At 53.5% G+C, this 13,505-nt stretch carries 15 protein-coding genes; 11 read left to right on the top strand and 4 right to left on the bottom strand.

What is annotated here, in order from left to right; translation table 11 throughout:
* Positions 1 to 94 precede the first annotated feature (94 nt).
* Positions 95 to 1,327, bottom strand: coding sequence for a hypothetical protein (locus tag EXE51_RS14365; protein ID WP_137692898.1), 1,233 nt, complete (start codon positions 1,325 to 1,327; stop codon positions 95 to 97).
* A gap of 210 nt (positions 1,328 to 1,537) precedes the next feature.
* Here EXE51_RS14365 and EXE51_RS14360 point away from each other — a divergent pair, with 210 nt between their 5' ends.
* Both EXE51_RS14360 and EXE51_RS14355 read left to right on the top strand, forming a co-directional pair.
* Positions 1,538 to 2,308, top strand: a complete 771-nt coding sequence (locus EXE51_RS14360) for a winged helix-turn-helix domain-containing protein (protein WP_137692897.1) — start codon at positions 1,538 to 1,540, stop codon at positions 2,306 to 2,308.
* Positions 2,309 to 2,444: 136 nt separating this feature from the next.
* Positions 2,445 to 2,927 (top strand): hypothetical protein, encoded by a 483-nt coding sequence (locus EXE51_RS14355; RefSeq protein WP_080505575.1) that lies wholly within the window; start codon positions 2,445 to 2,447, stop codon positions 2,925 to 2,927.
* 249 nt (positions 2,928 to 3,176) lie between these two features.
* On the opposite strand, the gene EXE51_RS14350 is transcribed toward EXE51_RS14355, so the two are convergent.
* The gene (locus EXE51_RS14350) at positions 3,177 to 4,490 is read right to left on the bottom strand and encodes an IS200/IS605 family transposon protein TnpB (protein ID WP_008580604.1); all 1,314 of its coding nucleotides are present in this window, start codon (positions 4,488 to 4,490) and stop codon (positions 3,177 to 3,179) included.
* A 38-nt stretch (positions 4,491 to 4,528) separates the two neighbouring features.
* Here EXE51_RS14350 and EXE51_RS17560 point away from each other — a divergent pair, with 38 nt between their 5' ends.
* Positions 4,529 to 4,672 carry a hypothetical protein gene (locus EXE51_RS17560; protein WP_158413898.1) on the top strand — a complete coding sequence of 48 codons (144 nt, stop codon included), beginning with the start codon at positions 4,529 to 4,531 and terminating at the stop codon, positions 4,670 to 4,672.
* A gap of 640 nt (positions 4,673 to 5,312) precedes the next feature.
* Here the strand turns inward: EXE51_RS17560 and EXE51_RS14345 are convergent.
* Both EXE51_RS14345 and EXE51_RS14340 read right to left on the bottom strand, forming a co-directional pair.
* Positions 5,313 to 5,966 carry a hypothetical protein gene (locus EXE51_RS14345; protein WP_137692896.1) on the bottom strand — a complete coding sequence of 218 codons (654 nt, stop codon included), beginning with the start codon at positions 5,964 to 5,966 and terminating at the stop codon, positions 5,313 to 5,315.
* Positions 5,966 to 6,490: a hypothetical protein gene (locus EXE51_RS14340; RefSeq protein WP_137692895.1), complete on the bottom strand. Its 525-nt coding sequence runs from the start codon at positions 6,488 to 6,490 to the stop codon at positions 5,966 to 5,968. Before EXE51_RS14340 ends, EXE51_RS14345 begins: the two co-directional genes overlap by 1 nt.
* A gap of 411 nt (positions 6,491 to 6,901) precedes the next feature.
* Here EXE51_RS14340 and EXE51_RS14335 point away from each other — a divergent pair, with 411 nt between their 5' ends.
* From EXE51_RS14335 to EXE51_RS14300, 8 genes are all read left to right on the top strand, one after another.
* The gene (locus EXE51_RS14335; RefSeq protein ID WP_137692894.1) at positions 6,902 to 7,678 is read left to right on the top strand and encodes a hypothetical protein; all 777 of its coding nucleotides are present in this window, start codon (positions 6,902 to 6,904) and stop codon (positions 7,676 to 7,678) included.
* 498 nt (positions 7,679 to 8,176) lie between these two features.
* Positions 8,177 to 8,524: a hypothetical protein gene (locus EXE51_RS14330; protein ID WP_137692893.1), complete on the top strand. Its 348-nt coding sequence runs from the start codon at positions 8,177 to 8,179 to the stop codon at positions 8,522 to 8,524.
* An 86-nt stretch (positions 8,525 to 8,610) separates the two neighbouring features.
* Positions 8,611 to 9,543 carry an ImmA/IrrE family metallo-endopeptidase gene (locus tag EXE51_RS14325; RefSeq protein ID WP_137692892.1) on the top strand — a complete coding sequence of 311 codons (933 nt, stop codon included), beginning with the start codon at positions 8,611 to 8,613 and terminating at the stop codon, positions 9,541 to 9,543.
* 125 nt (positions 9,544 to 9,668) lie between these two features.
* Positions 9,669 to 10,499, top strand: a complete 831-nt coding sequence (locus tag EXE51_RS14320) for a type IV toxin-antitoxin system AbiEi family antitoxin (RefSeq protein ID WP_137692891.1) — start codon at positions 9,669 to 9,671, stop codon at positions 10,497 to 10,499.
* Positions 10,500 to 10,504: 5 nt separating this feature from the next.
* Positions 10,505 to 11,308, top strand: a complete 804-nt coding sequence (locus EXE51_RS14315; RefSeq protein WP_137692890.1) for a nucleotidyl transferase AbiEii/AbiGii toxin family protein — start codon at positions 10,505 to 10,507, stop codon at positions 11,306 to 11,308.
* 149 nt (positions 11,309 to 11,457) lie between these two features.
* A complete protein-coding gene (locus EXE51_RS14310) occupies positions 11,458 to 12,276 on the top strand; it encodes a hypothetical protein (RefSeq protein ID WP_137692889.1) in 819 nt (272 codons plus the stop codon).
* Positions 12,277 to 12,360: 84 nt separating this feature from the next.
* Positions 12,361 to 12,774: a MarR family winged helix-turn-helix transcriptional regulator gene (locus EXE51_RS14305; RefSeq protein ID WP_137692888.1), complete on the top strand. Its 414-nt coding sequence runs from the start codon at positions 12,361 to 12,363 to the stop codon at positions 12,772 to 12,774.
* Positions 12,775 to 12,897: 123 nt separating this feature from the next.
* Positions 12,898 to 13,221: a hypothetical protein gene (locus EXE51_RS14300; protein ID WP_137692887.1), complete on the top strand. Its 324-nt coding sequence runs from the start codon at positions 12,898 to 12,900 to the stop codon at positions 13,219 to 13,221.
* Positions 13,222 to 13,505 lie beyond the last annotated feature (284 nt).

Here is a 13,505-nt window from a genome sequence, read left to right as displayed (position 1 = left end):
CAAGCAATCATCAAAAACGTTAATTCTCGGAGAACCTAGCACAAACAAAGCTTATTACAGAGTATTTTTATAAACGCTCATATCTAATATTATTTTAAATATAGGTGTACCCTTTGTTATTCTTGATAGAGTAAGCTGATTGGCCATATACGATATATCTATTAACAGGGTCCCACCCGTTACAAGTTCCAGCAACAGCAACTTGATCACTTCCCACCTTCTGATAGACTATGGATCCGCTATCACCCGGGTCAAAGTCACCATCATCTTTTCCCCATTTCACTTGATGATTTCGGAAACCGCACCCTATGTCAACAGGCCCAATATATCCATTAGCCGATCGGATCTTTCCAGTAGTTTCACAGGTTTTAACACCTCTTTTGGTCAATTCTTCATCATTAGCTACTTTATCATGAAGCGCATTTTTTGTAAACTGCTCAACGATAGTTAGGTCCGAAAGGGTTCCATTGGGATCTGCCAACCTATATGTCGGTGTGTGGCCATTGATTGGCTCAGCAACAACAAAATCGTACGTGCAGTATGATTCTATAACGTCACCAATCGCAGCATCATCATCTTGATTGTACAACTTTCTTGATTTAGGATCGTCATTATAAAATATATGCTGGCATGTCGAAAAGTATGAGTTCCCGTCCTTGTTCAGTTGCGCTCCCATAGTACAATAACCGGTCTCATATCCGACCTCCATTTCGGCACCTGCTGGGACACTATCGCCGTAATCGTATTCGTAGCAGCCGTTTCTAAACTCAGTGACTTCGTGGACATCAACTGGAATTCGCTCAACTTCTGTAGGAATCTTGTCTTTTGCCTCCTGAGTAGAGGGAAGATCAGGATGAGCTGAGCCGTCGGGATTCTGAATGACTCCAACCTGAATTTGTGGTCCTGCTCCACCGTGTATTGGTGGAATCAGATCAACCTCACCTACATATGGTTTTGATTCAAAATTTTTTCTCTTACGGACTTTTTCACTCCTCTTGAGCGAACGGTACCAGTCTCGAGGAACTCTCTTAGTCCGTTTTGTGATTGCGGAGGTTGGGTCTCCTGGCTCTTCTCGACGAAGTGCGTAGTCGATTTCTTTTTCATCTGATTTTTTCTCAGAAGATGCGACACCCACCCGTGAAAAGCCAAATGAACCCACTCCAAGTATACCGACGGTTTTTAATGTGGACCGTCGACTAGATATTGTCCGTTTCTGAGTATCTGTTGAGCACTCTTCATTTCTGCGCGAGCTACTCTCAGTAGTGGTCGCTTCATTCGACTCGTCTTGATTTTGACCAGCTTGAACGTCTTTTTGTTTAGTGGCCATGTGATCACACCACACACAAGGAATAATGCCATGTTATATTCACCTTACCGGCCGATAATTTTTTCATATAATGAGATACCACCCTACATATTGATGCCCACTCCTCCAGTTTGATTTTCTTGAATATAGTGAATAGTATTATTTTACTCCTAGTGAATTAACCTATTTAAATGTGAAAAATTTAACTGATTGCTGGACTAAGGAGTAAGTATGGGTTATTCATCAAGCGATGACCCCGACAGTGTCCTCTCCGAACGCTACTCGTTCCTTCACATCCTAATGGATCAGCCTCGCTCAAAGAGCGAACTGGAAGAGGTGGTTGATGTCTCACGTTCTACGCTGGACCGCGCTTTGCGTGACCTCGCCGATAGTGAGTTCGTGGTCTACAAAGACGGCGTGTGGAAACCTACGCCACTCGGAAGGTGTAGTTACAGGGCACGAGAAGCATATCTGGGTCGGCTGGAGAGTCTTGTTGAGGCAGGTCCACTAATCAACGAACTTTCAACAACGGATATGATTGATTACCCGTTTCTTGAGGGGGCAAGTGTCAACAGAGCTGACCCGTCGATGCCAGATGCCATTATACAACTGTTGCTAGATAGTGTCGAAACTGGTAAATATATTACCATTATTACCCCAGTCGTGATTACTGGCTTCGCTGAGGAGCTCTACGAACGTGTACGCAGTACTGAAGATTACTCTCTCGATTTAATTATCCCACCCGACGTATTTGAACGGATGCGTGCCGTATTTTCATCACTTACAAATAAACTACAAGACGACAGTAATGTCAGTTTACACACTGCTACGATGCCGTTTAGTTTTGGCCTCTGGATTGTTGATTCGTCTGAGGCAGGTATCATCATTTTCACGGAACAGGGAGTGCGTGGAATTCTCATGAATGATACCCCAGATGCGCTTGATTGGGCGGAAGATCAATACAATCGCGTGAAACAGGAAGCTAATTCGGATTTTCTTTGAGTCATCATCTGAAAGAAAATAGGGGTTGTTGAATTCTTGTAAAACACCTCAACAGAGTATCTCGCCTGAAACAGGCGGTCGACAGGAATTGCGCACTCGGCCAAACAACTAATAATCCGGAAGTGAAACAAAGGGTATGAGACATCTCAACAATGGTCGGGTCCGGAGACACATCCTCGGTGACCGTCTCCCTCGTTGGGCTGTTATCGGTTCTGTTGTCGGTCTTTTGAGTCTCGCGTCCGTCGCGTTCCTCCTCGGTGTGGGTGTTCGCCTCTATGAGTTCTGGGGCTGGCTTGTGATTGTTCCGGGAACTGCCGTCATTGCGGGGATATTCGGTGCGGGCTTAGTCCCAACCGTCGGCACACTATGGCTGGTTAGCCTCTGGGGGTACGCTTTTCCACCACTCGTCGGTTATCTCTCTGGTGAGTGGATGGGGGCAGGCCGGTACACCTCGCCGAGAATGTCGGGGTTCGCATACGGGTCTGCCCGCGCCGAATTACTTGGGGGACTCGAAACAAGCGTCAATTTTGGCCTAGCGCTTGCGGTCATCATCGGAACAATCGGCTACGTTGCGGGGTCCGGCATCAGATGGATGGCGACGCGTATACAGTCGGCTTAATTGTTGAACAGCCTGTACTGTCCGCAACGCAATAGAAACGGTCACTTCTGAGGATTCCAACGGAACCAATCTAGTTCAAAAATCACGCCGGCGAACAGAGCGTCTACCTCCCGCCGACGTGACGTCGCGACCCGTTTTTTGTGGCCCCAGAGAGGGCAAGGACTCCTTCAAAAGCTCTCAGAGGTGACTTCCAGTGATTGACATCCTCCCACCCCTGAAGGGGTTGGATTCCTCCGGTGGGGATGTTGGCTATGCCGTCTCCACGGAGGCAAGTTTCCCCGTGCGGGTACTCCGGTTTGTGCGCTCCTCGTTGGGACTGGCCCTCTCGGGAGAGCGTGGTGACTCCGACCAGTTGTGGTCGTCCCACATGAGGCGCACGGGCCGTGCCATCGACCCGACTTCGGATTCGCCAGCCTGTCGTTCAAGGAATGTCCGTGACGCACCGAGGTCGGCGTGCCCCTCGTAGCCACACAAACAGCGGAACACGTCGCCGTCCCGCTCCGTCATCTCTCGTTCGCCACACACTGGACACTCCGCCGTCGTGTATGCTTCTGAGCGGACTTCGACCGTGATACCGTACTCCTCGGCGGTAGTCGCAAGCCGGTCGATGAACGACCGGTATGCCCAGAACTGGTGGTTTTTGTCGTTCACCTCTGCGGACCAGTGCTTGGATAGCACGTCGGTGAGATCGCCCACATATACGGTCGCAACGCCTTCTTCAAATAGTCGTTCGATCAGGTCGCGGACGAGCGCATCCTGTGCGTGGTCGCGTCGGCGTGTCCGCTTGCGGTACAGGCGTCGAATCCGGCGACTGCTGTACCGACCCTCACGGAGTTTGGACTGTAAGCGGGCGATCTCCTCGGTGGTTTCCCGGAAGCGGGCGAACAGATCGCGGCCCTCGTAGAGGTACTGCTGGCCGGTCGTGGTCGTACAGGCGACGAGGTTGTTCGCGCCGACATCCAAGGCAGCCGATTCCTCGGCTAGTGGTGAATCCCGTCGAGAATCAGGTACGGTGACGGGTTGAATAGCCCTGAACGTGTCATCGACCTCGTCGTAGTACAGTTCTAACCGGCCCTGTTCGCCCTCCCAGTTTGGGTCGCCAGCAACTTCGAGGCGCAGTCGGTCGTGGTAGCCAAGCCCGTACTCGTTTTTCAGGTCTTGGCCGATGGGGATTTCGAGGCGGCTCCGCTCGCCGGTTTCGAGGGTGTACTGGTCGTTACGGATGTACGTTCGCAACTCCCTGCCGTCGTCCTCGTTGCCCCAGTAGCCGGGCGGGGCGGTGTCCTCGCCATCCTCTCTGGCTGCGAAAAAAGACCGCCACGCCTCGCTGTTCTTACGGATGACCTGTTGAGCGGTGGCGGAGCCGAGGACGCCGACATACTGCTTGCGATAGTCGGCGGTATCCCACACACTCTCGCCGTCGAAAAAGTTCCGGCGACGCTCGTAGTTCAGTTCGTTCCAGAGGCTGGCAGAGGCGTCTAACAGTTCGCGGAGCAACTGCTCATCCTGCTCGGAGAGAGGGCGCACCGCGAACGTATTGGTTCGCCTCACGACAACAGACATTTGTTCTTGACTGTCTAAATGTCTTTTGGACATTAACGATGCGACCAAACATCGACATCTCGCACACGCTGAACGGGCGCGTGAAAGACTACGCCGAACAGCAGGACGTGACTCTCGAAGAAGCCTATCGGGAGATCATCGAAGCGGGGTTGGGAGCGATAGAACATCCAGACGAGCAATAGAGCCCGGATTGCCGAGCCATGCTGTCGGTTACACCCTTTTAGGGGTGGCTTTCGCTCGCCATGTGTCACCTTGCGACCGACACGCCTGGTGACGTCGAGCGGTTCGACGAGTTCCTCGAGTACCTCGTCTCGGTTGGCTTTGCGGACGAACGTCACGAGCTCCGCTGACCGACAGAGCGGTTTTTTGAACGCCCCTGAGGGGTGCGGCGCGGTCTGAACAGACGCAGTCGCCGGGTTGGCGCTGATCTAGGTCGGCGCGACTCTGTTCGTGGCAGTACTCTTTGATCTAGAGTTTGCGAGCCGACAGCTTGGACTTCCAGCACCCATCCACGATGTATTGTAACAATTGCTGGCCAAGGCGGTCGGTGTCAGACTTTTAGCGGTGATCACCACTGCGAAGACGTACGCGTTCTATTTCCAGTTTGAAGGCGTTACTAAACGGACGGACACAGACTGGGCGCCCGCACGGACAATGTACCACATCCTCACGGTACTGGACCCTTTGTACAGACAACGGTATACTTCCCGTTTCACCGGCCATAGTCGGTGTCTACGTACTCGACAAAAAGCGGAATCTCGACCAGCCCACGGTCAATCAGCGGCCAAGTTCGACGACGTTTACCCCCACCTGTTCAATATGCTACAAGTTTTGATCCATATGATACCTGACGGCGGTATGTGCGCAACCGTGTACATTCCTAGTTCTAACTTCTTTTTCACCTTCGTCATAACACTGGTTTGTATCGTCGGCTATGGAGACCATTAACGAAGTTTCGTCATCATTATATATTCCTCCATCGGAGTGAACCGCATCATACAGGTGACAAACCTCATGGAATGAGGTCCCATAATACTCAACCTCATCAAAGAAATTGCTTGGGGATCCACCCTCAAAGGGTTCCATATTGACTATTCCAGTCTTGTTTTGGCTATCGCCCGCTGTCCCAATGTAAGCATATCCGAGGAGACCATCAGAGAGTGATTTATAATCAATAACCAAAACAGCGTCACACTCATCGTAATATTTCCAGTTGTTTTGGAGCCAATTATCAGCGTCTGTCCTTCGCTGTGACAACGATGAGTTTGAGAGTGTAGACTCTGGAATTTGACCTCCGCGCGCATTCCAATTAGATTCGTATCCTAATTCTTGGTCAACCCAATCAGACCAAGTCACCTCACACCAGTCTGCGATATTACCCATCAGAGATGCCGGATATTGTTCGGGCCACTGACTAGAGTCGTAGTTATCATAGTAGTTCTCCGTTCCAACGAGGTAGATATCCGTAGATGGCATTATTTCAACACCTCATTGGGAATCACGACAAATGAAGGCCCATCGGGGATGTTAAGATTGCTAGCCTTTTCGAAATAATCAACGATCGACCGTCCAAATGGATCTCTTGTGTCCGCAGGGACAATCGCGTTGTTACGACTGCCATAGATATCAACCAAACCATGGTTAAATACGTTGAGAATAGGCGTCACTGATTCTCTCACTACTTTAGTGTCTCCATTTTCATTCCGTTCCAAAACGTTGATTTTCTGATCAGAAATTTCGATTTTTCTTTCCTCACCAGGAGAGACATCTATTACTTGATCATCTACTTCAAATCGGATTTTTCCATCGTCCCTTTCCTTGGTTACTACTGTTGGAGTGGAGTATTCATCTTCAAGTGTTAGTGTAGTTTCTTCAAGATAGCGGTAATCTCGGTCAATAATCAGTGATTTTTGAGAGGGGGAATCAAAATCAACGCTTCCCAATTTATTGTATTTTTTTTCCGGTGGTGACGATAGTTTTATTATTTTTGATTGTTTCAATGGGAAAATTTATTAACGAAAGTAATGAATCTTCAATAATATAATCTGCTACATATCGATGCCCCTGCGATCTCGGGTAGTCGGGAGCACCTTTATGTGTCACTGAAGTTTCGATGAATCCTCGCTTTCCAAGGCTAAACCGATCAACCGCCTCGTCGGAGGCTTCGACAACAGTGACGCTTGTTCCAGCAAGTGTCGCTGTCGTAGCGAGGAAACTCCGTCTGCCGATCTGTACAGCTTTCTTCCGCGAGGATCTTTGGTTAGATCCCATGAAATCTTATTAGCAAACTAACTACTTATAATTTACGGGCAGAATCTAGTACATTAATTAATTCGAACGTAGATGTAACTATTAGACGTGTAAAAATACATTCTACACAAAATATAAGAACCGGTGGGAAAAGAATCTGTATGAATCGTCGAGCGTTTCTCGCAACATCGGCGATTGGGACTAAAATTGCGCTCAGCGGCTGTCTATTCGGTAGACCGTCTTCAATTGAATCGAAGGAGCATCCCGAGGCTCCAGATGAGTTAGATGAGGAGTCTGCCATTCGGTTCGCAAAAATGTATGAAGAAGTAACCAGATATAATGAATATATCCAGAATGATAGCAATATAATTGACCTAGATTACGATTGCTACGCCGCTATTGAACGCCAGAGCGGAAATGCGTTCTGCGTTGTTGTACAATGTGCCTTTTCGGTCGAGTCTCGTGATGAAAGCGGACGGTCAACTGGCGAAGGAATTACCAACCCGACTCTGTACTACCTCACCCGAGGAGAATTCATACGAGCAGAGACTAAGCGCATCAGGGCCAGGACCCCGACTGAGTCGAGCAACGACAGATACCGTGGGATTCGATTAGTCAACTTTAGCCAGAAAGAGCAAACAGTAGAAATTGAGATAGCACCAGCTAGCAGTCGAACGGATAGTAGGAAAACACAGTTTTCCGAAACCTACACTGTTAGACCTCATAATGGATTCACAATAGAACGTGCCGCAATAAGCGATGGGATCTACTTTGTAACTGTAACCTCTGATAATAGCTTGTCTGTTACTCACGAATGGGAAGTACCTGGTCAGGACGGTCCAGATTTGGGAAGGATGTGGTCCAGTACTGAGATTAATCTCGGGGCATACATCTTACCAAACGGAGAACTCGAAGTACGCGACATTCCAGAGCAATAACGACTTTCGTATCGGCGCTACAGACGACATTCTTTGATTGCTCTCCAGCGCCCACGACACGGAATTTCCGAACCTTGTCGTCGATGTCCCGTGTATCAGTCACTCGACGGTGTGGCTGGCTGTCGAGCTTCTCAACAGTATCGGTGCGATTCCCATTCAAGAGTCTCCGGAGCTGAATTACACTACGAAGGGCTCAGACCGGTTTCAAAAAACGATCCGATTCTTGCCATTCCACAGTCAGAGTTCCATATACCGAATTGTCCGTACGTTATTCGCGTCCAAGCCACTCTCACCGACGCCGACTACGTTAACAAAATCCCGGTATAGTTATCACCGGGAGAGTCGCTCGGGGCAAGGCAGACCTACAGTGCGACATCGATTGGTTGGTCTTCATTGATGCTGACCGGTCAAAAGCCCTCCCACGTAACTGGGTGGCCTGTTTTTCGTGCTCCCGGAGAGCGCCAGAGCTTCTTCGAAAGCTTTCCGAGGTGACGTCCATTGAGTCAACAACAGAGTCCCGACAACGTCTCGGTCGACGATATTCCCGTTGATATCGACAACACGCAATCAGCGGAGGTCGATCCCGCCGACGTCCCTGACGAAATCGAATCCATCACCCGTGGGCTCGCCGGTGAGCAGCCGCCGACGAACCCCATAGTGGTTCTCAAAGCGGCCCGGTGGTGGTATCTACACGGCAAGGGCGGGACAGATCCCGCCTTCCAGTGGGCCATCGAGTGGACGCGTCACCTTGCGACTGACACACCCAGCGACGTCGAGCGCTTCGACGAGTTCCTCGAGTACCTCGTCACGGTCGGCTTTGCGGACGAACACCACGAGCTCCGCTGACCGGCAGAGCGGTTTTTGAACGCCCCTGAGGGGTGCGGCGCGGTCTGAACAGACGCAGTCGCCGTGAATTCGATTCGGTGAACACGATGTCCACGACCAGAGACTCGTCGGTCTCCTTCGACCAGACCGACACGCGATCCGACGAGATGAACAGTACCATCGAACAGTGGATCGACGACCTCGTCGCCGGGGTCGACGACGCGCAGGCCAGCGGTGAGTTCCAGGAATGGCTCGATGTCCAGAGCCGCTTCCACGACTACTCCTATCGAAACACGCTGCTGATCAAGCGGCAGTACCCCGACGCGACAAAGGTCGCCGGCTACCGAACGTGGCAGGAGGAGTTCGACAGGCACGTCCAAGAGGGCGAATCGGCCATCTGGATTTGGGCCCCGATCATCACCAAGCAGTGTCCGGAGTGCGAGAACTCGCCGAGCTACCACGAGAACAGCGACTGTGAGTACGACGAGACACCGCCCGAAGAGTGGTCCGAGGGGCTGGTCGGGTTCAAGCCTGCGCCGGTGTTCGACGTCTCTCAGACCGAAGGCGAACCGCTTCCTGATCTCGATACGGAAGCCACCGGGGATGCCGGCGACCTCGTCGGTCGGCTGACTGGAGCCGCCGACGAGCTTGGCGTGACGGTGCGGATCGTTCCGGAAGCGGAGTGGACGCACGGCGAGGCGAAAGGCATCTGCGAGCAGCTGAGTCTCGTCGATATGCAACCGCGGGTCGAGGTGCGTGATCGGGCGAACGATGCCGACCTTGCGCGGACGCTGATCCACGAGTACGCACACGGCCTGCTCCACTTCGACGTCGACGACGACACCGAGCGGGCGAAACGCGAAGTCGAGGCCGAAGCCGTCGCCTACGTCGTCGGGCGGTACTGGGGGCTGGATACCAGTGGGTCGGCGTTCTACCTAGCCGCGTGGGAGTCGGACGATCCCGAGATCGTTCGTAACCGTCTCGACCGGATCAGTTCCACAGCAGAAGAGCTCATCGACGTGCTCGAAGACGCCGTCTGAATTCTTAACCAACACTCGACTCGACACCCCCAATTTCGTTGGTTAAGTCTGCTCGTCTCCGCCGTTCGCGACAGTCGCAAGGCTAAAGCAGGCCCGTGTTTATACTCTATGTAAGAAACGCAGGTATGAGTACCATAGAACAAACGCAAAATATGCGCCAGGGTCTCTCGACTCGAGAAAGTCGACTCCTTGCACGACTCGCTGGCGCGGGTCACCAGATCATCTCCGTCGACGACATCGAGACGACGCTGGAGGTACCCTCAAACACCGCCCGCGAGATCGCCTCCCGGCTCACCGAGAAGGGCTGGCTCGACCGGCTCTTCCCGGGCACGTATCTCATCATTCCACTCACTGCCGGCGAGGAGGCCGTGTACACCACCCACGAGTACCTCATCGCTGCCCACGTCGCCGAGCCGATGTACATCGGCTACTACAGCGCCCTCAGCCACCACGGGCTGACCGAACAGGTTCCCCGGACGGTGTACGTCGTCACGCCGACCCGAGCGCAAAGCAGGGAGATCCACGGCGTCCCGTACCGCGTCACGACAGTCACCGAGCAGAAATTCTTCGGCTTTGAGCCGACATCGGTCGAGGGCACGACCGTTCAGGTCAGCGACCTAGAAAAGACGCTGGTCGACTGTGCGGACCACCCCGAGTTCTGTGGAGGCCTTCGGGAACTTGCGACCGCGATGCGTGCTGCCGACGAACGGGGTTGCGACTGGGTCACTGTCGGCGAGTACCTCGAACGCCTCGACAACGGCGCTGCGACCAAGCGAATCGTCTACCTCGCCGACCAGCTCGGCATCGACCTCCCCGCCCGCGAAGAGCTCGTCGCGTCGTTCACGAGTGGATATTCCTCACTGGACCCGACGCGGCCCGACACCGGATCGACCGACAGTACGTATCGCCTCCGAATCAACGTCGAGCCAGCCATACTGGAGCCGACGGAGTCCTGATCGCGATGATCAGTCAGGAGCGGCTCCGGATTCTCGCTCGTGAACTGGGCGTTCGGCAAGGGTACGCCGAGAAGAACTACGTTAATTCGTGGCTCCTCTGGGGCATCTTCACGAGCGGCTACGGCGACAACCTCCTGTTCAAAGGCGGGACCGCGCTGTCCAAGCTGTATTTCCCGCAATCGTGGCGGTTCTCGGAGGACCTCGATTTTGGCGTAGAAGGGGAGTACCAGGGGTCCAAACAGGAGCTCCGAACGGTCCTCGATACGATTGCCGACCGCTCTGGCATCGAATTCGAGATTCGCGAGCACCACGAATCCCAGCAGGACCACTACCCGACCCACTACGTCGACATCAGCATTCAGTACCGCGCCGTACTTAACCACCCCAACACGACCAGCATCGACGTGATGGTCGACGAGCACGTCGCCTTCGACCCTGTTCAGCACACGCACGCGTACGAAGACGTGCCCGAATTCGATCTCCAGGCGTACAGCGTCGAGGAGATCTTCGCCGAAAAGCTCCGAGCGATCTACCAGCGCGGAGCCGCCCGTGACTACTATGATCTCTATCAGCTGCTCGAAACCGATTCAGTCGCGATCAACTTTGCCGACGTGGGGCCCGCCTTCGACGCGAAGTGTAAACACGATGGGCTCACCGTTGATCTGAACGACGGACTCCCGGACGAGCAACAAGAGACGATCCGCCACCAGTGGGAGACCACGCTGCCGGATCTAACCGGTGATCCGCCGGCGTTCGAAATGGTCTGGGAACAGTTGGACACGGTGATCTCCCAACAGGGATCGCCGTAGGCAACGGCCGATGTCGGTGTGGATGACCGATGAGTGTCGCATCCGGATCTCTGGCGATTAACCAACAATTCAGGATATCTGGCTGGTGCGTTGGTTAAGTTTTTGAGCGCCCGCCGAGGGGTGGAGGCGCATTCCAGCCTCACCGAAATATGACAGAGCGACATCTCAGAGCCGTTCTGGCAGAAGCGGAGCGAGTCGCAGAGCAGTACGACCAGATCGCCCAAACCACGAACTCCCCTACACACGAGTATCTCCGGTACGCTGTACTCCGACTCCTCGAAGGCGATGCCAACGCGATCCCCGAAGAGGTCCCGCAGGTCGATGGCGTGACGGTTGGATACGGCCGGGATCAAGCGATGTACGACAGTTGGGGGTCCGACGTCGAGTGGTGGGACACAGTACCGCCACAGGACGACTGTACGCGCTTTCGAGTGTTCTACCCTGAGGACCAAACACCGGTTCCTCGGGGCATCCTCACCGTGATGGCCGCGCTGGGGGCATGGCGAGTCTGGGAAGGGAATGCCACCACCTGTGGCTCCTACGATCATCGAGAGCGACGAGAAGTCCACTTTCTCTGGCCGGAGGGGAACCTTGCGGAAGCACTCTTGGAAAACCGGATTCAGGAGATTGGAAGCGCTGTCGCTCCAGACGGCGGACAGGCGGGAGACGTTCGCGACCGAATGCTCGTATCAGACGGCTCCACCTCGGCCGATGATCTCGAGCCACGAACGAAACGCGCTGTCGAGGAAGCGATGACCGTCTCTCTACTCGCCAAGGGTGGTCGCTACGAAGTCGAAGCGGCGTCCGGAAATCGATACGAAGTCGATATCATCGGGCAATCCTGTACCTGTCCCGATTGGCAGCAGCGCGCTCCAGACGGTGGCTGCAAACATATGCGTCGCGTCGACCACGAAATCAAACAGGGGCAGGTCCCACGTCCAGATGGTCAGCTTCCACCACAGGCGTAGGTCCTATCTTGCTCCTCAGTCTTTCCTGCTCAGTAGTTTACTCTGGGGTAAACTACTTTGGCGTACTCGATTGAACACACGGATATGGATGATGGCCTTGGGAACGGTGAGAGCACGACACCACGGGAACTCATCCACTTTGTCACTCAGCAGACGCGGTTTGCCCTGATCAACAACATCCTCCAGCACCCCGAGCAGCTTCCTTCGATGTACGAACTCGAGGAGCTCAACCCCAGCGTGAGTGACGCCACTGTCTACAAGCACATCCAGAAGCTGATCGGTGAGGGCATCGTGAAGGAGGTCGCCCTGGACGACGACCAGCGCCGACAGGGCTACCCCTGGAAGTTCTACGGACTCACCAAAGCGGGTCGGGAGTTCCTGGAGGAACACAACCTGCTCGCCGCTGAAGAGACGCTTCAGCAGATCTATGAGACCATCTCCGACAAGCCCGAGAAGATGGTCAAGTACGAGAACGCGCCCCGTCCCGACGACATCTAATGGAACGTTCTATTCCGGAATAGTTTGCTATTCATACTCTTCAGCCCGTGACGGGGCGATATCTTATTAACCAACAAATCTATGCCGATGCGGTTTTTGTTGGTTAACTCGAGGCGACCGCTGATGTCCTACGAGCCACCGAGGCCGCCGGCGGAACTCCCGACAGACCTCGTCAATACGCTCAACGAGTCCTCTTCTGAACAACTCCAGTACGTTGCCCGCTACGCTGAAGAGCTAGCTGAGCACAAAGCTCGCGAGGCACGTCTCGAAGAGGACTCAGATGAAAGCGAAATCGAAGAACGCCCCGACGATTTGCCGGACGACGTCCCGGCGAAGGCCACGATCACGATCAAGGAGATTAACGACAACCGCTACTACTACTGGCAGTGGCGAGAGGGCGAAAAAATTCGTTCCCAGTATAAAGGCCCCGTCAGTCCCGACGAGTAGACGATAGTGAACCGTAGCTGGGTGTTTGTTCAGCGCAATTAGTAGCAGAGGACACACCCCAGAGTGTGAATGGATTCAACCCACGCCACACCCCTCAGTGTGAATGGGTCCGGTCAGTCCAAACAGGTAACACTCGGAGAGAAGATACCCACCCCATGTTTCCGTCGTAACCGGAGGTCGGTGGAGGGAACGCAGCCACGATCGAGGGGATCACACCCCCCACGTTTCCGTCGTTTCGTCACCCGGCCAAAGTCGATTATTGGGAGTAGAAGACGATCTCGGAT

The organism is Halorubrum sp. CGM5_25_10-8B (genome assembly GCF_005435095.1).
Lineage (GTDB): Archaea > Halobacteriota > Halobacteria > Halobacteriales > Haloferacaceae > Halorubrum > Halorubrum ezzemoulense.
This window is presented reverse-complemented; position numbering and strand designations above follow the sequence as displayed.